We start from the raw sequence: 18,549 nt of genomic DNA, 5'->3' as shown, positions 1-18,549 counted from the left end.
TCAAGGGATCTTTCGCACCCCCCTCATGGTCGAACAATCCCACTTCAGGAGCGGTTTGTACGGCCCTTTTCCGGCTTGGCGAGAAACGTCCGCCAGCCCTGCGCCGGCCGCTGCCCGACGTCCAGTGTGCGGAGTTTGTCCAGCACCTCGGGGTCCTGCGCGTCCAGCCAGTCGACGAACTGCCGGAAGGAGACGAGCCGTACGTCGTTGTGCTTCTCGGCGGTGGCCGCGATGTGCTTGAGGGCCTCCTCCACGGCGTCCATGTAGATGCCGCCGTTCCACTCCTCGAAGTGGTTGCCGATGAAGAACGGCGCCCGGTTCGTCTCGTACGCGCGCCTGAACCCGGCGATGTACGCCTCGGCCGACTGCTTGCGCCAGCCCGGGTAGTTGTAGGCGGGCGCGCGCGTGGAGTTGTGGGACTGGTTCGCCAGCATGTTGTAGTCCATCGACAGCACCTCGAAGGTGTGGCCGGGGAACGGGACGGCCTGCAGCGGCAGGTCCCAGACCCCCATCCGCTTGTCGGGCCAGCGCTGGCGGCCGCCGGGCGAGGACGCGTCGTAGCGCCAGCCGAGCTCGCGGGCGGTGGGCAGCAGGTTCGCCTGGCCGAGCAGGCAGGGGGTGCGGCCGCCGGTCAGCTCCTTGTCGTAGTCGAAGGGCAGCGCGGGCAGGTCGGTCCAGCCCGTGTTCGTGCGCCACTCCTTCACGAAGGACGTGGCCTGGTCGATCTCGCTGCGCCACTGCGCGGGCGTCCAGTTGGCGACGGAGCCGGTGCCGACGCAGAAGTGGCCGTTGAAGTGCGTGCCGATCTCGTGCCCGTCGAGCCAGGCCTGACGGACGTACGTCAGCGTCTCCTTGATGTGGGCGTCGGTGAGATAGCCGATGTCGGAGGCGCCCACCGCGTTGTTCGGCGGGCTGTACAGGCGCTTCTTCGACTCGGGCAGGAGATAGAGGCCCGAGAGGAAGAAGGTCATGTGCGCGCCGTGGTCCTCGGCGAGCTTGAGGAAGCGGGGGAACAGTCCGTTGCCCACCTCGCCCGCGCCGTCCCAGGAGAAGATCACGAACTGCGGCGGCTGCTGCCCCGGTTCGAGCTTCTCGGGCGCGCCCGGCTGCTTGGGCTGCTTTCCGGTGTACGCGGTCGAGCCGTCGCCGATGGGCTTCGCGGCCGGCTGCTTGGGGGCACCGGGGTGACCCGGCTTTCCCGGCCCGGCCGGAGGGGCGGCCGGAGTGTCTCTCGATCCGCATCCGGCGAGCGCCACCGCGGCGGCCGCGCCCGCGCCGACTCCGAGAAGTCCCCTTCGACTGACATCGCGCATACCGTCCCCATTCGTCGCGCCGTGCACCCATTCACCGTGGGCACCCCTTTAGAGGGCGCGAGGAACACGCGGGTTCCGCGAAAGTAGGACGCTTTTGGGCGGTTTTGTTGCACCGCACAGGACGGACACAGGGACGGGCGCAGGGGCGGACGCAGGCGCGGACGCCGAAAGGCCGCCGGTCGACGGCGGCCTTTCGGATGGGGCGTGTCGGGAACAGCTCGGCTCAGGCGCCGAACGCCTTGTCCTTCCCCTTCACCGGCTTGGCGCCGGCCCGCAGGTGGGCGGGGACGAGGTCGATGGCCGGCTCGCTGTAGCCCACCGAGACGATCTTGTCGCCCCGGTACGTGAAGGACGTCACGGAGGCCAGGGTGCACTGCCGCTTGCGCGGGTCGTGCCAGAGCCTGCGCTTCTCCACGTACGACCGCACGATCCAGATGGGCAGCTGGTGGCTGACGCAGACGGCCTCGTGCCCGCGCGCCGCGTCCTTGGCCGCGTCGAGCGCGCCCATCATCCGGACGACCTGGTCGATGTAGGGCTCGCCCCAGGACGGCTTGAACGGGTTGACGAGGTGCTTCCAGTTGTCCGGGTTCTTCAGCGCGCCGTCGCCGACGCCGAAGGTCTTGCCCTGGAAGACGTTGCCCGCCTCGATGAGGCGGCCGTCGCTGTTCAGGTCGAGGCCGTGGGCCTTGGCGATCGGCGTCGCCGTCTCCTGGGCCCGCTCCAGCGGGGAGGCGACGACGTGCGTGACGTCGCGGGCCGAGAGGTGCTCGGCGACCCGGTCGGCCATCTGCCGGCCCAGCTCGGAGAGGTGGTAGTCGGGCAGCCGCCCGTACAGGACCCCCTCCGGGTTGTGCACCTCGCCGTGGCGCATGAGGTGGACGACGGTGATGTCGTTGCTGCGGTCCTGGGTGCTCATGCGGTGGCCTCCGCGGCCGCGCGGGCGGCGGCCGGGAGCGCGGCGGCGATGCGCTCGACCGCCCGCTCGTCGTGGGCGGTGGAGACGAACCAGGACTCGAAGGACGACGGCGGCAGGTAGACGCCCTGCGCCAGCATCGAGTGGAAGAACGGCGTGAAGCGGAAGGACTCCTGCGCCTTGGCGTCGTCGTAGTTCCGCACCTCGTCGTCCGTGAAGAACACGGAGAACATGTTGGAGGCGTTCTGCACGCGGTGCGCGACGCCTTCCTTGGTGAGCGCCTCGCCGACGAGCGTACGGAGCTGCTCGCTGACCGCGTCGACCTTCGCGTACGCGGCGTCGTCGAGCAGGCGCAGCTGGGCGAGGCCGGCGGCGGTCGCGATCGGGTTACCGGACAGCGTGCCCGCCTGATAGACCGGCCCGGCCGGGGCGAGGTGCGCCATGACGTCGGCGCGGCCACCGAAGGCGGCGGCGGGGAAGCCACCGCCCATGACCTTGCCGAAGGTCATGAGGTCCGGGACGACACCGTCGACGCCGAACCAGCCGGCCTTCGACGTGCGGAAGCCGGTCATGACCTCGTCGGAGATGTACAGCGCGCCGTTCTCCTGGCACGCGGCCTTGAGGGAGGCGTTGAAGCCGTCGCGCGGCGGCACGACGCCCATGTTGCCGGGCGAGGCCTCGGTGATGACGCAGGCGATCTCGCCCGGGTGCGCGGCGAACGCGGCCCGCACGGCCTCGATGTCGTTGTACGGCAGGACGATCGTGTCGCCGGCCTGGGCGCCGGTGACGCCCGGGGTGTCCGGCAGGCCGAAGGTGGCGACGCCCGACCCGGCGGCGGCCAGCAGCGCGTCGACGTGCCCGTGGTAGCACCCGGCGAACTTGATCACCTTGGCGCGGCCGGTGAAGCCGCGGGCGAGCCGGATCGCGGACATGGTCGCCTCGGTGCCGGAGGACACGAGCCGGACCTGCTCGACGGGCGCGATCCGGTCGACGATCTCCTCGGCGAGCGCGACCTCGCCCTCGCCCGGTGTGCCGAACGACGTGCCGCGCGCGACGGCCTCCTGCACCGCCGCGATGACCTCGGGGTGGGAATGGCCGAGGATCATCGGCCCCCACGAGCACACGAGATCGACGTACTCACGTCCGTCGGCGTCCGTCAGATAAGGACCGGTACCGGACACCATGAAACGGGGCGTACCGCCCACGGCGCGGAAGGCGCGCACCGGAGAGTTCACGCCACCGGGCGTCACGACGGCCGCACGGTCGAAGAGTCCCTGTGAAACGGGTGCCTCATAGGGATAGGGGGTGTTGTTCGCCTCTGCCATGCCTCTCAGCGTACGGCCCGTCCTCTCGGCCCCCTCCGCGCGGACCCGTGGCGGCCTAGACTCTCCCCTGACTATCACTGTCAGAACCCCGTACGGCATCTGTACGGGTGGTGGGAGCCTCACTCGCGCAGTTGTTCCGCCCGGACGTTTCGGCGGGTGACCGTGGGGGAGGTCACTGACACGATGATCGGGTTGCGCGTCGGCGGTCGCGCGGCCTAGAAAAGGGCTTTGGCGCCCTGGAACAGCAGTCGGGTGGAGATATGCATCGCGGTGGCGGCGGACTGGGCGAGGGGACCGACGACCTGGGCCCCCGGCGTGCCCGACGGGGGAAGCACCGGCGCGACGACCGCGAGGAGCCGATGGTGCCGACGGTGGGAAGCGGGAGCGGGAATGGTGGCCGGGTGGGGGTGACGTACAAATACTTCGGCGCGCCCGACGGCGCCACGGCGGCCCGTGTCCCGATCTCCATGCGTCCCGAGGAGCTCGGCGGTGACGAGCTCGGCATGGGCGGCATGTTCACCAAGATCAAGCCGGAGACGATGGCCGCGATGGTGCTCACCGGCATCGAGGGCATACCCCTGCACCGGGTCCCCCCGCTGGAACTGGTGGTCCTGCACCCCGACTACGCGGTGGTCAAGCTCCCCATGACGGTCGTCGACCCGTTGCGCGGCGTCGGCGAGGAGGCCGTCGGCGCGGCGGCCTTCATCTGGTCCACGGTCCCGGACCGGGGCGGCCCGCGCGACGCGTTCAACGTGTACCAACTCCTGCACGAATGGCAGGACTTCAGCCACCGCCTGCACGACGCCGGACATCAGGCGTACTGCCTCGTCTGGCCCTGAGCCACCCCTGACCCGCTCCTGGCCTACTCCCGGCCGACGGACCCGACCGCCCCGCCCAGATGCGGCGTCGGCTCATACCCCTCGGCCCCCGCGGGCAGGGCGTCCAGGCACTCCTGTGAGCAGGCCCGCACGAGCAGCGGCAGGACGTCGGTCCCCACCGCCCGCGACAGCCAGGCCCAGCGGGCCGTGCCGTCCGCCGGTTCCGTGTCGCAGACGCTGCAGCGGCGCCCCGCGGGCACCGGCCGTGGCTTCGACGACAGGCGGGGAAAGGGCGGACGGTACTTGAAGTTGCCGTACAGGGCGCGGGTGCTGACCGTGCTCTCGCGCAGCTTCGTGCAGCGCGTGATCTCGTACGGGAACCAGTGCAGCCGGTAGGACGTGTACGGGCTGAACTCCTCCAGGTTCGTCATCGCGCCGATCTCGGGCGGGACGCGCACCAGGTTGCTGCCGTACAGGACCAGGTGCCTGACTTCGGTGAGCCGCGCGATGGTGGAGGGGAGCGTGACGATCTGGCGGCGCTCGCCGGGGCTGAGTTCGACCAGCGGCTTGAACACCTCCCGGCCGTCGGCCGCCGCCTCCTCGATCACCTCGAGCAGGTGCAGCCAGCCCGGCGCCGAGGTGTCCTGCCGGTCGGCGTGCTGTTCGACGGGCCCCTGCGGCCGGGCGAAGCAGCGACACCGGTCGACGGGTGGCTCATCGCCTCCCGGGCCCACGGCGTCGGCCCAACGATTGCTGTACAGCCTCGGCTGCGGCTCCGGCCGCTGATCATCCCCACCCATGGCGGGCAGCGTAGCGGGGTACCACCGGGACGGCCCCTCTCCTGCGTCGGCCGTCACGTCCCGTGCCGCGTGGAGGCCCCAACTCCCTTCACCACGAAGCCGATCACCGCTCCCCCGCCCTCGCGTCGCGCGGCGAACGGGGCCCCGCCGTGGGCTGACGCGACCTCGCGCACGATGGACAGGCCGAGGCCCGAGCCGGGGAGGCTGCGGGCGGCCGGGGCGCGGTAGAAGCGGTCGAAGACGCGGTCCGTGTCGGTGTCGGCGATGCCGGGGCCGCGGTCGAGGACCTCGACGCGGACGCCGTCCGGGACCCGGGTGACGGCGATCTCGATGGGGGCCGTGCCGTCGGTGTCGAACTTGGCGGCGTTCTCCACGAGGTTGGACAGGGCGCGCTGCAGCTGGGCCGGGCGGCCCGTGATCGTCGTGTCGGCGCCCTCGGCGCGGACGACGACCGTGCGGCCGCTGCGGCGCCGGGCCAGCGCCGCGACGTCCTCGGCGGTCTGCGCGAGGGCCACCGCGACGGCCGGCTCGTCGTCCTCCTTGCCCGCCGCGAGTTCCACCAGCTCGTTGACCAGGTCGGTGAGTTCGCGGGACTCCTGGGCGAGATCGGCGACGAGTTCCTCGCGGGCGGCGGGCGGGAGTTCGTCGATGCGGCGCAGGAGCGAGATGTTCGTGCGCAGCGAGGTGAGCGGCGTACGGAGTTCGTGGCCCGCGTCCTGGACGAGGCGGCGCTGGTCCTCCACCGAACGGGCCAGGCGGCCCAGCATCCGGTCGAAGGAGCGGCCCAGGCTGCCGACCTCGTCGCCGCCGGTGACCGGGACCGGGACGTCGAGGCGCCCGGTCGACGCCACGCCCTCCGCGGTCTGCGCGAGCCGCACCAGGCGGGACGTGATGCGGCGGGCGAGCCACCAGCCGAACAGGCCCGCGGCGGCGACGACCGCGCCGGCGTACAGAATCGTGCGCCGCTGCAGCTCCGCGAGCAGGTCCTCGGTGTCGCTGAACTCCTGGGCGACCTGGACGGCACCGCGGCCGCCGCCGAGCGAGACCGTCGCCAGGCGGTACTCGTCGTCGTCGATCCGTGCGTCGTCGTCCTCGGCGAGCGTCCCGGCGGCCCGCGCGTCCGCCACCTGGCGGGCCGCGGCGCCGACCGGGAGCCTCGGCGTGCCGGCGTCGACGACGGCGCCGCCCGGGCCGAGCACCTGGACGTCGGTGCCGGCCGGGCGGGTCAGGTCGTCGCGGGGCCCGTCGTGGTCCGGGTCGGCGGCGGTGAAGTCGGCCGGGGTGAGCTTCTGCTGGCGGACCTGCTGGCGCAGGCCGTGGACCACCTCGTCGAAGACGGCCTGCTGGTCCACGCGGACGAGGCGGGCCGCCGAGTCGTAGGAGAGGAAGCCGACCAGGGCGGTGACGCCCGCGGCGACCGCGGCGAAGGAGACGGCCAGTTTGGTGCGCAGGCTCTGGGGGGTGCGCCGTCGCCGGGCGCGCGCCGGTCCGTCGTGGCCGGGCGCGCCGCCGGGCATGCTCACCCTTCCCTCAAGACGTAGCCCACTCCCCTGACGGTGTGGATGAGCGGCTCCCCCTCCGGCTCGTCCACCTTGCGCCTCAGGTATCCGACGTAGACCGCGAGGTTCTTCGAGCCCGGCCCGAAGTCGTAGCCCCAGATGCGGTCGTAGATCGTGGCGTGGTCGAGGACGATGCCGCTGTTGCGGGCCAGGAGTTCCAGGAGGTCGAACTCCGTTCTGGTCAGCTCCAGTTCGCGGGTTCCGCGCCAGGCGCGCCGGGCGGCCGGATCGATGCGCAGGTCGGCGGCGGTCACCTGCGAGTCGTCGCGGTCCTCCGCCGGCCGGGGCGTCGTGCGGCGCAGCAGGGCCCGCAGGCGGGCGAAGACCTCTTCCACGTCGAAGGGTTTGACCACGTAGTCGTCGGCGCCCGCGTCGAGGCCCGCGATCCGGTCCGGGGTCTCCACGAGCGCGGTCAGCATCAGGATCGGCGTGCGGTCGCCCTCGGCGCGCAGCACCCGGCAGACCTGGAGGCCGTCGATGCCCGGCATCATCACGTCGAGGACGAGGACGTCGGGGCGCGACCGGTGCGCGGCGGCGATCGCCTCGACACCGTCGGCGACGGCCGTGACGGCGTACCCCTCCAGGGTCAGGGCGCGCTCCAGGGCGCTGCGGATCGGCCGGTCGTCCTCGGCGAGCAGCACGGTGGGGGCGGAAGGTCCGGGGTGGTGCGTCACCCCGCCAGTGTGCCTCGCGGCCCTGCGCGCATCCCCTGATCAGGCGTCCGCCAAAGGGCTTCTTACCCGCCTCTCACCGGCACCGCAGGAGCGGCTTACCTGATCCGAGCAGGCTCAGCCCGGACATTGGGGACATGCCGGGGAAGGCCGTACGCATGAAGATCGTGTTCCTGGTGCACAACGTGTACGCCATCGGCGGCACGGTGCGCACCACACTCAACCTCGCCGCCGCGCTCGTCGAGCACGGCGGTCACGAGGTGGAGATCGTCTCGCTGTCCCGGCACCGGGAGACTCCGCGTTTCCCGGTCGACCCGCGGATCGGGCTCGTCCCGCTGGTGGACACCCGGGCGGACAGCGCCGACAGCCGGCAGCCCGCGTTCGCCGAGCCGGCCCGGGACTTCCCGGACGCCGAGAAGCGCCACAAGCAGTACTCGCTCCTGCACGACGAGCGGATGCGCGCGTACCTGGAGGAGCGGTGCGACGCCGACGTCGTCATCGGTACGCGCCCCGGTATCAACGTCTACCTCGCGAAGTGGGGACCGAAGCGGGCCCTGCGGATCGCGCAGGAGCACCTGCGCCACGACGCGCACACGAAGAAGCTGCGCAAGGTGCTCGCCCGGCACTACCGCGCCCTCGACGCCGTGGTGACGATGACGCGGGAGGACGCGGGCGTGTACCGGGCGAGGATGCCGCTGCCGGGCGTCGAGGTGCTGTCCGTGCCGAACATCGTGCCGCCCGCCGCGGTCCCGCCGTCGGACGGTACGTCGAAGGTCGTCGCGGCGGCCGGGCGGCTCGCGCCGGGCAAGCGGTACGACCTGCTCCTGGAGGCGTTCGCCGCGGTGGCCGCGAAGGAGCCCGACTGGGAGCTGCGGATCTACGGCGGCGGCACGCAGGAGGACCGGCTGCGCGACCTGGTGTCCGGGCTCGGGCTGACCGGCCGGGCCCGGCTGATGGGCGCGGTGTCGCCGATCGAGCCGGAGTTCGCCCGGGCGTCCCTCGTGGTCAGCGCGTCGGACGCGGAGTCGTTCGGGATGACGCTGGTGGAGGCGATGCGCTGCGGGGTCCCGGTGGTCAGCACGGACGCGCCGCTCGGGCCCGGCGAGATCGTCACCCACGGGCTCGACGGACTGCTGGTGCCGGTCGGTGACGCGCGGGCGCTCGCCGAGGCCATGGTCACGCTGATCGAGGACGACACGGCCCGCAAGGGGATGGGCGCGGCGGCGCTCGCCTCGGCGCACCGCTACGACCCGGAACCGATCGTCGCCCGATATGGCTTGCTTTTCACCCAACTGCGAGCGTCGCGACGACGTCGTGCATGGCAACGGCTCCGCGCCCGGGCCGCCAACTGGGCGCACAGGAAGGCCCGTTCGGTGCGCGCCACGCGGACCGGCGGGCGTGGGGGGAAACACGATGACCGACGAGGACGCCTTACCCAGGGCTCCACACAACCCCGCACACCCTAGGGGCGCTGTGACACCACTGCGCGAACTGACCGCTCCGGCCGGGCACTTGGCCCCCGACATCCCGCACCCCCGCCCCGAGATCCGGCGTGCTCCCGGGCCCGGCACCTGGCTCGCGGCCGTCGCCGCGCTCTACGGCACAGCCCAACTCATCTTTGTAGTAGGCCAATTGGGCCACGGGCTCGGCTGGGACGAGGCCGTCTACGTCTCCCAGTACGACCCCCGCAATCCGGCCGCGTTCTTCAGCGCGCCGCGCTCGCGCGGGACGAGCCTGCTGACGGCGCCGCTCGTCGCGGTCACCGGCAACCCGCTCGTCCTGCGGGCCGTGCTCGCCGTGCTGTCCGCCGGCGCCCTGTACGCGGCGTTCCGCGTGTGGCGCCCGCTGGTCGGGGCCCGCACCACCGCCTTCGCGGCGCTGCTCTTCGCGGGCCTGTGGATCAGCGTGCTGTCCGGGGCGATGGCCATGCCCAACCTGTGGGTGGCTCTCGGCGCGGTCGGCGCCGTGGGCTGGTTCCTGCGCGGCGGCACCTGGCGACTCGCCGCGTGCGTCGCCGTGGTGGCCCTGTTCCGGGCGCCGGACGCGGTGTGGCTGGTGCTGCCGCTCGCCGGGTACGCCCTCGTCGTACGAGGCCGGCGGCGCGCCCTGCCGTGGCTGGCGGCGGGGCTCGCGGCCGGGCTCGCCCAGTGGGCCGTCGAGGCGTACGTCCGCTGGGGCGGCGTGTTCGAGCGGCTGCGCGTCTCCAGCGCCGTCGAGGGCGACATGGGCCTGCATCCCAACTTCGGCACGGCCTGGCGTGCGGTGAACGGCCCGCTGCTGTGCCGCCCGTGCACGGCGGGCGCCCCGCACCAGCCCGGACTGGCCCTGTGGTGGCTGGCGCTGCCCCTGCTGGCCGTGGCCGCCGTCCTCCTGGCGCGACGCGAGCGGCGGCCCGCGGCGAGTGTGCTCCCCGTGGCCTGCGCGGCCGCGCTGAGCGTCCCGTACCTGCTGCTCATCGGCTACTCGGCGCCGCGCTTCCTGCTCCCGGCGTACGCGTTGCTGTCGCTGCCGGCGGCCGTGCTGCTGCGCCGCCTCAAGCGGTCCCGGCCCCTGGCGATCGCCGCGGTCACCCTCGTCGGGCTCCAGCTCACCGCCCAGTACGTCGTGCTGCACCGGCAGGTCGCCTCCACCGCGGCGACCGATGCCCGCTACGTCGCCGCGGCGCACGGCCTGCGCACGCTGGGCATCACACCGCCCTGCCTGGTCACGGGCCCGCGCGCGCTGCCCATCGGCTACGCGGCGGGCTGCGCCTCCGCCCAGACCGCGGGCAACAACACCTCCACGACCCCCGCTCAGCTGCTGGGCCGCGCGGCCCGGGTCCCCACCGCCCTGCTCACCGGGCCCGACCGGCGCCTGCCGTACTACGCCCGCGGCTGGACGCCGTACCTGCTCCCGGACACCGGCGGCTGGACGGCGTGGAAGGCGCCGGACCCGTACGGCCTGCGGCTAGTCAGCCGGCCGTAGCGCGGCGAGCCGCTGCTCGAAGGGGACCACCCGGAAGCCGTCCGCCGGGTCCACGGACGTGATCGCGCCGGTCAGTGAACGGGGCGCGATCGCGGCCGCGGTGTCGACGTCGGGGGTCTGCGCGGCAGGCGCCATGAACCGCGCCAGCTCCCCGCCCGCGCGGGCGATACGAGCGGCCAGCCCCTCCTCGCCCCAGTCCTCCGACGCCGCGTACACGGCGGTCGGCAGGACGAGGGCGCGCAGGTAGGTGAAGAGCGGGCGCAGCGCGTGCTCGGTGACCAGGGAGTGCCGGGCCGTGCCGCCGGTCGCGGCGACGAGCACCGGCTTCCCGGTCAGCGCGTCCTTGTCGAGGACGTCGAAGAACGACTTGAACAGTCCGCTGTACGAGGCCGCGAACACCGGCGACACGGCGATCAGGCCGTCCGCGGCCGCCACCGCGTCGAGTGCGGCGGCGAGCCGGGCGGGCGGGAAGCCGGTGACGAAGTGCCGGGCGATCTCGGTGGCGAGGTCGCGCAGCTCGATGACCTCCACCTCCGCGTCCACCTGCTGGAGGGTCGCCGCCGTGAGCCGGTCGGCGAGCAGCCGGGTGGACGAGGGGGAGCTCAGCCCCGCGGACACGACGACGAGCTTCATGCGCTCTTGACCTCCTCGGCCCTGGCCGCGACGCGGGCGGCGTGGGTGGGCGCGTCCGGCACGTTCGCCGGCCGCTGGTTCGCGAACTCCTTGCGCAGCACCGGGACGACCTCCTCGCCGAGCAGGTCGAGCTGCTCCAGGACCGTCTTCAGCGGCAGACCCGCGTGGTCCATGAGGAACAGCTGGCGCTGGTAGTCGCCCACGTAGTCGCGGAACTGCAGGGTCCGCTCGATGACCTCCTGCGGCGAGCCGACGGTCAGCGGCGTCTCACGCGTGAACTCCTCCAGGGACGGGCCGTGTCCGTAGACCGGCGCGTTGTCGAAGTAGGGGCGGAACTCGCGCACCGCGTCCTGCGAGTTCTTCCGCATGAACACCTGGCCGCCGAGGCCGACGATGGCCTGCTCGGGGGTGCCGTGCCCGTAGTGGGCGTAGCGCTGCCGGTACAGGTTCACCATCTGCCGGGTGTGGCTGGCGGGCCAGAAGATGTTGTTGTGGAAGAAGCCGTCGCCGTAGTACGCGGCCTGCTCGGCGATCTCCGGGGAGCGGATGGAGCCGTGCCAGACGAACGGCGCGACGCCGTCGAGCGGCCGGGGCGTGGACGTGAACGACTGGAGCGGCGTGCGGAACTTGCCCTTCCAGGTGACGACGTCCTCGTCCCAGAGGCGGCGCAGCAGGGCGTAGTTCTCGATGGCGAGGTCGATGCCGTCGCGGATGTCCTTGCCGAACCACGGGTAGACCGGGCCGGTGTTGCCGCGCCCCATCATCAGGTCCGTCCGCCCGTCCGAGACGTGCTGGAGCATCGCGAAGTCCTCGGCGATCTTCACCGGGTCGTTCGTCGTGATCAGCGTCGTGGACGTGGACAGGATCAGGTTCTCGGTGCGCGCGGCGATGTAGCCGAGCATCGTCGTGGGCGAGGAGGGGACGAACGGCGGGTTGTGGTGCTCACCGGTCGCGAAGACGTCGAGCCCGACCTCCTCGGCCTTCTGCGCGATGGCGAGCATCGCCTTGATCCGCTCGTGCTCGCTCGGCGCACGACCGGTGGTCGGGTCGACCGTGACATCGCCGACGGTGAAGATCCCGAACTGCATGGCTGCTCACCCTTCCAGGTTGTTGACTGTTCAACCATACCTCCGAAACCGTGCCCGCCACTCCGCTATTCCCGGCGGCACCGTCGGTCCCCTGGCCAGGCATGAGCTACGCCGTCGACGTCGCGGGACGACTCTCGGTCGCCCCCTCCGCCCCGGGCCCGGTCACCCGTCCCGCGGATCCCTCCCGGTGGCGGCGAGCAGGTGCGCGAACTCCGACGCGTCCTCCGGAACCGGCACGGGCTCCCCGAACACGCCCATCTTCCGTGCCGTCGGGGAGAGTTCGGCCACGGCCGCGGCCAGCTCCGGCACCACCTGCGGCGGCGCCGCGTACTCCTGGCCCGTCGCGCGCGCCAGGTCCCACGCGTGCACGGTCAGATCGAGCAGCGCCATCGCGCCGACCAGCCGTGCGGGCATCCCCATCGCGCCGCTCGTGCCCTCCTGCGCGCCGGGCGCCGACCACGCCGCGACGAGCGCGCCCGCCTGCTCGGCGAACCGCTCGCGCCAGCGCGGGTCGGACGCCACCCGGTCCGGCGTCGTGGTGAAGTCGGAGTCCTGCTTCCGGGCCGGCTTCTGGAACTCCACGACCACCTGCAAAAGGTGGTTGACCAGGGCTTTCACGTCGTAGTCCGCGCACGGGGTGGGCGTGTCGAGCGCCTTGTCGTCGATCCCGGCCACGACCGGCACGGCCCGCTCGGCCGCCGCCGCCATCAGCTCTGCGATGTCCATGCTCCGACCGTACGGAGCCGACGCCCCGTCCCTCTTGAAGAAACGCGACACCGGGCCGCTGTCAGTGCCCCGCCGTACGCTCCTGACATGGACCGTGACACCCGCGGGATCGTCGACCCGGCCGCGCTGCTGACCCGCGTCCGGTTCCGCCGGTACGAGCCCGCGCCCGGCCTGCGCCCGTACGTGGAGAACTACTGGTTCATCGACTGGGACCTGCCCGCGCCGTACGCCTCGCACATCCTCCCGCACCCCGCCGTGAACCTGACCTTCCAGTGGGACGAGGACGACGGGCCGGCGTACGGGGAGCTCACCGGCGTCTCGGCGCCCGGTCTCTACACCCGCAAGATCGGCGGCCGCGGCCGGGTGTGCGGGGCGAAGTTCCGGCCCGGGGCGTTCCGGCCGTTCGTGCCGGCCGTGCCGGTCTCGGAGTGGACGGGCCGGGTGCTGCCGTACGAGGAGGTGTTCCCGGCGACCGACCCGGCCGCCGTCCTCACCCCCGCCGACGACCGCGACCGGGCCGCCGCCCTCGACGCCTACCTGCTCCCCCTCGCCCCCGCAGAGCCGGACCCGCAGGCCGAGCTCGCGTGCGGCCTCGTCGCCCGGATCCGCGCCGACCGCGAGCTGTGCCGGGTCGCCGACCTGGCCCGCGAGGAGGGGATGTCGGTGCGCTCGCTGCAGCGGCTGTTCGCGGCGTACGTCGGCGTCAGCCCCAAGTGGTGCGTGCTGCGCTACCGCATCCACGAGGCGGTGGAGGCGGCCGGCCGGCGCGCCGACATCGACTGGGCCGCCCTCGCCGCCGACCTCGGGTACGCGGACCAGGCTCACCTCGTACGGGACTTCACGGCGACGGTGGGGGTGCCGCCGACGGCGTACCCCTAGACCGTGTCCAGCGGCTTGCTGAAGTGGAACGCCGTGATGGCCATGCGCTCCCGGAGATAGAAACGGTGCGCGTCCGTGCGCTGCGTCCCGGAGTCCAACTCCAGCTGCAGACAGCCGAGTTCCCGCGCCCGCTGCTCCAGGTACGCGAGGAGCGCCCGGCCCACCCCGCCCGAGCGGGCCGCCCCCGACGTCACCAGGTCGTCGACGTACAGCTTGCGCGTCTGGCTGGTGTTGACGACCACCCGCCAGCCCGCGACCCCCGCGCACCGCCCGTCCTCGTCGTACGCGGCGCTGAACCTGAGCCCCTGCCCGTGCCCCTCCGCGTACACGGACGCGAAGGACTCCTCCGTCAGCTTCGGGCGCAACTCGCGCAGGACGGGCAGCACTTCGGAGGCGAGGCGCGGGTCACCGGGCTCGAAATCCACGATCTTCATGACCGCACCCTAGAGGGCTCCACGGCTCTACTTCGCGTGCTTGACCGCGTAGATCATCACGAAGGCGACGATGTGGATGCCGAAGAGGAAGTAGCCCAGGTACCACCACATGTACCGCTCGCCCTTCTTCTCCTGGGCGAGGCGGCGCTCCTCGTACTCCTGCTGGAGCGCCGCCAGCGGATCGGGGGCGTCAGAGCTCACGGTGGACCTTGCTGTTGGAGGCCTGGGCGCGCGGGCGGACCACCAGCAGGTCGATGTTCACGTGCGGCGGGCGGGTGACCGCCCAGGTGATGGTGTCGGCGACGTCGTCCGCGGTCAGCGGCTCGGCCACGCCCGCGTACACCTTCGCCGCCTTCTCCTGGTCGCCGCCGAACCGGGTCAGCGCGAACTCGTCCGTCTTCACCATGCCGGGCGCCACCTCGATGACCCGGACCGGGGTGCCGACGATCTCCAGGCGCAGCGTCTCCGCGAGGACGTGCTCGGCGTGCTTGGCGGCCACGTAACCGCCGCCGCCCTCGTACGTGCCGTGCCCGGCCGTGGACGACAGGACGACCACCGTGCCGTCGCCGGACGCGGTCAGCGCGGGCAGCAGGGCCTGCGTGATGTTCAGCGTGCCGATGACGTTCGTCTCGTACATCTGGCGCCACTGCTCGGGGTCGCCGGAGGCCACCGGGTCGGCGCCCAGCGCGCCGCCCGCGTTGTTCACCAGCACCCCGACCGTCCTGAACGCGGTCGCGAACTCGTCCACCGCCGCCCGGTCCGTGATGTCGAGGGCGTACGCGGTGGCCTGGTGCCCGGCGCCGTTGATCTCCTCGGCCAGCGCCTCGATGCGGTCCTTGCGGCGGGCCGTCAGCACCACCCGGTACCCGGCGGCCGCCAGCTGCCGGGCCGTCGCGGCGCCGATACCGCTGCTCGCGCCCGTGACGACGGCGATGCGGGATGCGGGGGCGGGGGCCATGGCGTGCTCCTCGTACGTGCGGATGGGTCTGACGGGGCCAAGGATAGGCGGCCGGTCAGTCACCCCTCGGCGCGTACATGATCACCGCCATGCCGGCGAGACAGATCAGCGCGCCCACCACGTCCCACCGGGTCGGCCGGTACCCGTCCGCGACCATCCCCCAGGCGATCGAGCCCGCCACGAACACCCCGCCGTACGCGGCCAGGATCCGCCCGAACTCGCCGTCCGGCTGCAGCGTCGCCACGAACCCGTACAGACCGAGCGCGATCACGCCCGCCCCGACCCACACCCACCCGCGGTGCTCCCGCACCCCCTGCCACACCAGCCAGGCGCCACCGATCTCGAGGAGCGCGGCGAGCACGAACAACAGCACGGAACGGGCGACGATCATGCGCCACAGGGTGGCACGCGGGGGTGGAGTACGTGTCGCGGCCCGGCCCGCGTGGGATAGATCGGCCCGACTGTCCCGGCCCGACCGTCCCCGCGCACACGGAGGTCACCCATGCATCCGGCCCTCGCCCTCGCCCCCGCCCTGCTCCTCCTGCTGCCGCCCGACGCCACCCCGGCCGAGGCCGACCTCGCCCACCACGGCAGCGTCACCATGACCCACGGGCACGTCAGCGTCGCCTTCACCCCGCAGAACCACGGCCCCACCGGCGTCCACGACGCCACCGTCCGCCTCGCCTGGTCCGCGCCGCTCGCCGACACCCAGGACGAGCTGCCCGGCGCCTGCCTGCGCAGCGGCCGGCGCACCGTCGACTGCCGCACGGGCGCGCTGCCCGCGGACGCGGTCGGCGAACCGCTCACGGTGGACGTCCGCCTGGCCGGGGCCCCCACCGAGGTCACCGTCCGCCTCGACACCACCTGGACCGGCGGGCCCGCCGACCACAACCCGGAGAACAACCGACACCGGGTCCTGGTCCTGGACACGGGCGACACCTACTACTTCTGACCCCTCTACTTCTGACCGCTCCCCACGGCCGCCGCGTCATGCTTCGTCCGCGCGTCGGCCACCTCGTCCATGTGCGTCTCCGCCCAGTCCTTCACCGCGACGAGCAGCCCGCTCAGGCTCCGCCCCAGCGCGGTCAGCTCGTAGTCGACGCGCACCGGCACCGACGGGGTGACGGTGCGCGCCACGAGCCCGTCCCGCTCCAGCGACCGCAGCGTCTGCGTCAGCATCTTCTGGCTGACGCCCGCGATCTTCCGCCCGAGGTCGGAGTAGCGCATGGGTCCCTCGTGCCCGGCCAGGGCCGCGACCACGAGGCTCACCCACTTGTCGCTCAGCCGCGCGAGCAGCTGATTGGTCGGGCACTCCTTCAGGAACGCGTCGTACGCGAACCGCGCCCGCTCGCGCCGCTGCGCCGCCGTCATCGTCGTCGCCATGACCACTCCCCGGATCCCGCACTCGCCGGCGCGTTACGCACCCTCAGGTACGTACTTACCAAAAGAGAGTAGCACTCCCTAGAGTCATCACTGCGGAAAGGGAAGCGCTACATATCACCCCAACAGGGCTTACTCATACGGGAGTTGTCATGCGAGCAGCAGTAGTCACCGCCTTCGGCGGCCCGGAAGCGGTCGAGATCGTGGACGTCGAGCGGCCCGAACCGGGCGCGGGCCAGATCAGGATCAAGGTCGCCGCGGCCGCCCTCAACCCGGTCGACGCGGGCGTGCGCTCCGGGGGCTTCGGCGGCGCGGGCGAACAGCTCGGGCTCGGCTGGGACGTGGCCGGCACGGTCGACGCGGCGGACCCCGCCACCGGCTGGCACATCGGCGACCGGGTGGTCGCCCTGCACCACGGCCCCGTCAAGCCCCTCGGCGCGCACGCCGATTACACGATCGTGGCCGCGGCCTCGGCGGCCCCCGCCCCCACCACCCTCGATCTCACCCACGCCGCGACGATCCCCCTCAACGCCCTCACCGCCGCCCAGGCCCTGGACCGACTCGCCCTGGAATCAGGCCAGTCGCTCCTGGTCACGGGCGCGGCGGGCGCGGTCGGCGGCTACGCGATACAGCTCGCCGCACACCGGGGCATCGAGGTCACGGCATACGCGGCCGAGACGGACGAGGCCCTGGTCCGCTCCCTCGGCGCAACCCACTTCGTCCCGCGCGGCACGACACCCGAGCGCCGCTGGGACGCCGTCCTGGACGCGGCGGTCATCGGCGCAGAGACGCTGGCCTGGATCCGCGACGGCGGCGCGTACGAGGGCGTCATCCCGGGCGCGACACCGCCCTCGGAGCGCGGGGTGCGCACCGGCACGGTGGAGATCGCGGACGACGGCAAGCGCCTCGCGGACCTGGTCCGCCTGACGGACGAGGGCGTCCTCACCACCCGGGTGGCCCGGACCTACCCCCTGACGGACGCGGCAAAGGCCCACGCACGGCTGGCCGAGGGCGGGGTGCGGGGGCGGCTGGTGCTGGTGCCCTGACACCCTCTGACACTCACACGGGTGAACCGGGTCGATCGCCCGGACGGTACGGGAACGCGCTGGCTAGGTTCGTGATCGACAACCGAAGACAGCGCGGCCCCCGGCGGGATTGCCGTCCCGGACCGGGGGCCTGACCAAGAGGAAGGCAACACTTCCCATGGCTGAACGCGAGCCTAGCGCTCACCAGTTGGCGTTCGACGTCACCCCGGGGTTCATGGACCTTGAGGTGCCGGAGTACTCGTACATGTTCGGGTTTCTACAGATGGACGGGCACCTCTCGCAGCAGTCCCGCGACCGAGGTCGAATGACCGTCGAGATCAGTGTCCGCGATATTGAACTCCTGCGCAGGTTCCAGGAGTTGACGCCGTACGCCAGCAGCATCACGGAGCGAGTCCGCGAGACCAACTTCGCCAAGTCCCACCACTCGGCGACCTGGACCCTCTGCTCATTGGAGGCACGCACAAGGATCAACGAACTCGGCCTCCCTTACGGGCGCAAGTCAAAGCAGATCACGCCACCCCGAGTCCCGTTCTCCCGCCGTGACTACCTACGCGGCGTGCTCGACGCAGACGGCTCCGTCGGGTATACGAGCAAGGGCTTCCCGTTCGTCTCACTCACCACCCAGAGCACGGCCATCGCGGCCTACCTGTGCTTCTACTCCCGGAAAATCACCGAGGTCGAACGCCACCCCAAGCGCAACACACGCGACGGCATCTACAACGTCATGTACGCGATGGAGGCCGCCCAGAAACTCAGCGCTCACCTCTACTACCCGGGCTGCCTGGCCCTTGAGCGCAAACAGGCCGCCGCCGACTCGCTGATCGGCTGGACCCGCCCGGCCGGAATGAGGGCTGCGCACACGGCACGGCGCTGGAAGGAGTGGGAGGACAGGATCCTCCTGAGCCACGACAGCATCGCGGCCGCCGCTGAGGAACTCGGACGCTCCTACCAGAGTTGCAACCTGCGCCAGTGGCGCCTGCGCAGCGGGCAGGCGCCCATGCCGGAGTGACAGATATGAGCGTCCGAGCCGACATCGGCTCGG

21 protein-coding genes are annotated in these 18,549 nt (G+C 72.3%); 7 read left to right on the top strand and 14 right to left on the bottom strand.

Annotation, left to right across the window (positions count from 1 at the left end; translation table 11 throughout):
- Window positions 1–44 precede the first annotated feature (44 nt).
- From B072_RS0101655 to hemL, 3 genes are all read right to left on the bottom strand, one after another.
- Complete coding sequence (locus B072_RS0101655) at window positions 45–1,313, bottom strand: hypothetical protein (protein ID WP_026245354.1); 1,269 nt, start codon at window positions 1,311–1,313, stop codon at window positions 45–47.
- 223 nt (window positions 1,314–1,536) lie between these two features.
- Window positions 1,537–2,229 (bottom strand): histidine phosphatase family protein, encoded by a 693-nt coding sequence (locus B072_RS0101650; RefSeq protein ID WP_018528194.1) that lies wholly within the window; start codon window positions 2,227–2,229, stop codon window positions 1,537–1,539.
- A complete protein-coding gene (gene hemL / locus B072_RS0101645) occupies window positions 2,226–3,551 on the bottom strand; it encodes a glutamate-1-semialdehyde 2,1-aminomutase (protein ID WP_018528193.1) in 1,326 nt (441 codons plus the stop codon). The genes B072_RS0101650 and hemL overlap by 4 nt, the downstream gene beginning before the upstream one ends.
- A 401-nt stretch (window positions 3,552–3,952) precedes the next feature.
- On the opposite strand from hemL, the gene B072_RS0101640 reads away from it, so the two are divergent.
- Window positions 3,953–4,390 (top strand): hypothetical protein, encoded by a 438-nt coding sequence (locus B072_RS0101640; RefSeq protein ID WP_018528192.1) that lies wholly within the window; start codon window positions 3,953–3,955, stop codon window positions 4,388–4,390.
- 23 nt (window positions 4,391–4,413) lie between these two features.
- Here the strand turns inward: B072_RS0101640 and B072_RS0101635 are convergent, their stop codons facing one another.
- The 3 genes from B072_RS0101635 to B072_RS0101625 form a co-directional block, all read right to left on the bottom strand.
- Window positions 4,414–5,103 carry a hypothetical protein gene (locus tag B072_RS0101635; protein WP_018528191.1) on the bottom strand — a complete coding sequence of 230 codons (690 nt, stop codon included), beginning with the start codon at window positions 5,101–5,103 and terminating at the stop codon, window positions 4,414–4,416.
- Window positions 5,104–5,222: 119 nt separating this feature from the next.
- Entirely contained in the window at window positions 5,223–6,686 is a 1,464-nt protein-coding gene (locus tag B072_RS0101630; RefSeq protein ID WP_051127058.1) for a sensor histidine kinase, read from the bottom strand.
- Between the two features lie 2 nt (window positions 6,687–6,688).
- Window positions 6,689–7,402, bottom strand: a complete 714-nt coding sequence (locus B072_RS0101625; protein WP_078506245.1) for a response regulator transcription factor — start codon at window positions 7,400–7,402, stop codon at window positions 6,689–6,691.
- 155 nt (window positions 7,403–7,557) lie between these two features.
- On the opposite strand from B072_RS0101625, the gene B072_RS0101620 reads away from it, so the two are divergent.
- Together B072_RS0101620 and B072_RS0101615 are read left to right on the top strand one after the other, a co-directional pair.
- A complete protein-coding gene (locus B072_RS0101620; RefSeq protein ID WP_078506266.1) occupies window positions 7,558–8,865 on the top strand; it encodes a glycosyltransferase family 4 protein in 1,308 nt (435 codons plus the stop codon).
- Window positions 8,866–8,872: 7 nt separating this feature from the next.
- Window positions 8,873–10,363 carry a hypothetical protein gene (locus tag B072_RS0101615; RefSeq protein ID WP_063746421.1) on the top strand — a complete coding sequence of 497 codons (1,491 nt, stop codon included), beginning with the start codon at window positions 8,873–8,875 and terminating at the stop codon, window positions 10,361–10,363.
- Here the strand turns inward: B072_RS0101615 and B072_RS0101610 are convergent.
- From B072_RS0101610 to B072_RS0101600, 3 genes are all read right to left on the bottom strand, one after another.
- On the bottom strand, window positions 10,346–10,996 hold the full coding sequence (locus tag B072_RS0101610; protein WP_018528186.1) for a CE1759 family FMN reductase: 651 nt from the start codon (window positions 10,994–10,996) through the stop codon (window positions 10,346–10,348). The genes B072_RS0101615 and B072_RS0101610 overlap by 18 nt on opposite strands.
- Entirely contained in the window at window positions 10,993–12,084 is a 1,092-nt protein-coding gene (locus tag B072_RS0101605) for an LLM class flavin-dependent oxidoreductase (RefSeq protein WP_018528185.1), read from the bottom strand. Before B072_RS0101605 ends, B072_RS0101610 begins: the two co-directional genes overlap by 4 nt.
- Before the next feature lie 162 nt (window positions 12,085–12,246).
- Window positions 12,247–12,810 (bottom strand): TIGR03086 family metal-binding protein, encoded by a 564-nt coding sequence (locus B072_RS0101600; RefSeq protein ID WP_018528184.1) that lies wholly within the window; start codon window positions 12,808–12,810, stop codon window positions 12,247–12,249.
- Between the two features lie 87 nt (window positions 12,811–12,897).
- Between B072_RS0101600 and B072_RS0101595 the strand changes: the two genes are divergently transcribed.
- The gene (locus B072_RS0101595; protein ID WP_018528183.1) at window positions 12,898–13,689 is read left to right on the top strand and encodes a helix-turn-helix domain-containing protein; all 792 of its coding nucleotides are present in this window, start codon (window positions 12,898–12,900) and stop codon (window positions 13,687–13,689) included.
- On the opposite strand, the gene B072_RS0101590 is transcribed toward B072_RS0101595, so the two are convergent.
- The 4 genes from B072_RS0101590 to B072_RS0101575 are packed head-to-tail and all read right to left on the bottom strand — an operon-like array spanning window position 13,686 to window position 15,472.
- Window positions 13,686–14,123 (bottom strand): GNAT family N-acetyltransferase, encoded by a 438-nt coding sequence (locus B072_RS0101590; protein ID WP_018528182.1) that lies wholly within the window; start codon window positions 14,121–14,123, stop codon window positions 13,686–13,688. The two genes, B072_RS0101595 and B072_RS0101590, sit on opposite strands and share 4 nt — an antisense overlap.
- Window positions 14,124–14,150: 27 nt before the next feature.
- Window positions 14,151–14,324 (bottom strand): hypothetical protein, encoded by a 174-nt coding sequence (locus B072_RS48570; protein WP_018528181.1) that lies wholly within the window; start codon window positions 14,322–14,324, stop codon window positions 14,151–14,153.
- Window positions 14,314–15,081, bottom strand: coding sequence for an SDR family NAD(P)-dependent oxidoreductase (locus B072_RS0101580; protein ID WP_018528180.1), 768 nt, complete (start codon window positions 15,079–15,081; stop codon window positions 14,314–14,316). Before B072_RS0101580 ends, B072_RS48570 begins: the two co-directional genes overlap by 11 nt.
- A gap of 55 nt (window positions 15,082–15,136) precedes the next feature.
- Window positions 15,137–15,472 (bottom strand): YnfA family protein, encoded by a 336-nt coding sequence (locus B072_RS0101575; protein WP_018528179.1) that lies wholly within the window; start codon window positions 15,470–15,472, stop codon window positions 15,137–15,139.
- Window positions 15,473–15,583: 111 nt separating this feature from the next.
- Between B072_RS0101575 and B072_RS0101570 the strand changes: the two genes are divergently transcribed.
- Window positions 15,584–16,033: a hypothetical protein gene (locus B072_RS0101570; protein WP_018528178.1), complete on the top strand. Its 450-nt coding sequence runs from the start codon at window positions 15,584–15,586 to the stop codon at window positions 16,031–16,033.
- A 5-nt stretch (window positions 16,034–16,038) separates the two neighbouring features.
- Here the strand turns inward: B072_RS0101570 and B072_RS0101565 are convergent, their stop codons facing one another.
- Window positions 16,039–16,464, bottom strand: coding sequence for a winged helix-turn-helix transcriptional regulator (locus B072_RS0101565; protein WP_018528177.1), 426 nt, complete (start codon window positions 16,462–16,464; stop codon window positions 16,039–16,041).
- Between the two features lie 149 nt (window positions 16,465–16,613).
- Between B072_RS0101565 and B072_RS0101560 the strand changes: the two genes are divergently transcribed.
- Window positions 16,614–17,507, top strand: a complete 894-nt coding sequence (locus B072_RS0101560) for an NADP-dependent oxidoreductase (RefSeq protein ID WP_018528176.1) — start codon at window positions 16,614–16,616, stop codon at window positions 17,505–17,507.
- A gap of 157 nt (window positions 17,508–17,664) precedes the next feature.
- Window positions 17,665–18,516, top strand: coding sequence for a hypothetical protein (locus tag B072_RS0101555; RefSeq protein WP_018528175.1), 852 nt, complete (start codon window positions 17,665–17,667; stop codon window positions 18,514–18,516).
- Window positions 18,517–18,549 lie beyond the last annotated feature (33 nt).

This window comes from Streptomyces sp. HmicA12, from assembly GCF_000373565.1.
GTDB lineage: Bacteria > Actinomycetota > Actinomycetes > Streptomycetales > Streptomycetaceae > Streptomyces.
This window is presented reverse-complemented; position numbering and strand designations above follow the sequence as displayed.

What these genes read in the sequence shown, in the direction of transcription:
- B072_RS0101655 (WP_026245354.1), bottom strand. Translation starts at nt 1,313, where the DNA reads ATGCGCGATGTCAGTCGAAGGGGACTTCTCGGAGTCGGCGCGGGCGCG.
- B072_RS0101605 (WP_018528185.1), bottom strand. Translation starts at nt 12,084, where the DNA reads ATGCAGTTCGGGATCTTCACCGTCGGCGATGTCACGGTCGACCCGACC.
- B072_RS0101610 (WP_018528186.1), bottom strand. Translation starts at nt 10,996, where the DNA reads ATGAAGCTCGTCGTCGTGTCCGCGGGGCTGAGCTCCCCCTCGTCCACC.
- B072_RS0101555 (WP_018528175.1), top strand. Translation starts at nt 17,665, where the DNA reads ATGGCTGAACGCGAGCCTAGCGCTCACCAGTTGGCGTTCGACGTCACC.
- B072_RS0101600 (WP_018528184.1), bottom strand. Translation starts at nt 12,810, where the DNA reads ATGGACATCGCAGAGCTGATGGCGGCGGCGGCCGAGCGGGCCGTGCCG.
- B072_RS0101565 (WP_018528177.1), bottom strand. Translation starts at nt 16,464, where the DNA reads ATGGCGACGACGATGACGGCGGCGCAGCGGCGCGAGCGGGCGCGGTTC.
- B072_RS0101620 (WP_078506266.1), top strand. Translation starts at nt 7,558, where the DNA reads ATGAAGATCGTGTTCCTGGTGCACAACGTGTACGCCATCGGCGGCACG.
- B072_RS0101570 (WP_018528178.1), top strand. Translation starts at nt 15,584, where the DNA reads ATGCATCCGGCCCTCGCCCTCGCCCCCGCCCTGCTCCTCCTGCTGCCG.
- hemL (WP_018528193.1), bottom strand. Translation starts at nt 3,551, where the DNA reads ATGGCAGAGGCGAACAACACCCCCTATCCCTATGAGGCACCCGTTTCA.
- B072_RS0101580 (WP_018528180.1), bottom strand. Translation starts at nt 15,081, where the DNA reads ATGGCCCCCGCCCCCGCATCCCGCATCGCCGTCGTCACGGGCGCGAGC.
- B072_RS0101575 (WP_018528179.1), bottom strand. Translation starts at nt 15,472, where the DNA reads ATGATCGTCGCCCGTTCCGTGCTGTTGTTCGTGCTCGCCGCGCTCCTC.
- B072_RS0101650 (WP_018528194.1), bottom strand. Translation starts at nt 2,229, where the DNA reads ATGAGCACCCAGGACCGCAGCAACGACATCACCGTCGTCCACCTCATG.
- B072_RS0101590 (WP_018528182.1), bottom strand. Translation starts at nt 14,123, where the DNA reads ATGAAGATCGTGGATTTCGAGCCCGGTGACCCGCGCCTCGCCTCCGAA.
- B072_RS0101595 (WP_018528183.1), top strand. Translation starts at nt 12,898, where the DNA reads ATGGACCGTGACACCCGCGGGATCGTCGACCCGGCCGCGCTGCTGACC.
- B072_RS0101560 (WP_018528176.1), top strand. Translation starts at nt 16,614, where the DNA reads ATGCGAGCAGCAGTAGTCACCGCCTTCGGCGGCCCGGAAGCGGTCGAG.
- B072_RS0101630 (WP_051127058.1), bottom strand. Translation starts at nt 6,686, where the DNA reads ATGCCCGGCGGCGCGCCCGGCCACGACGGACCGGCGCGCGCCCGGCGA.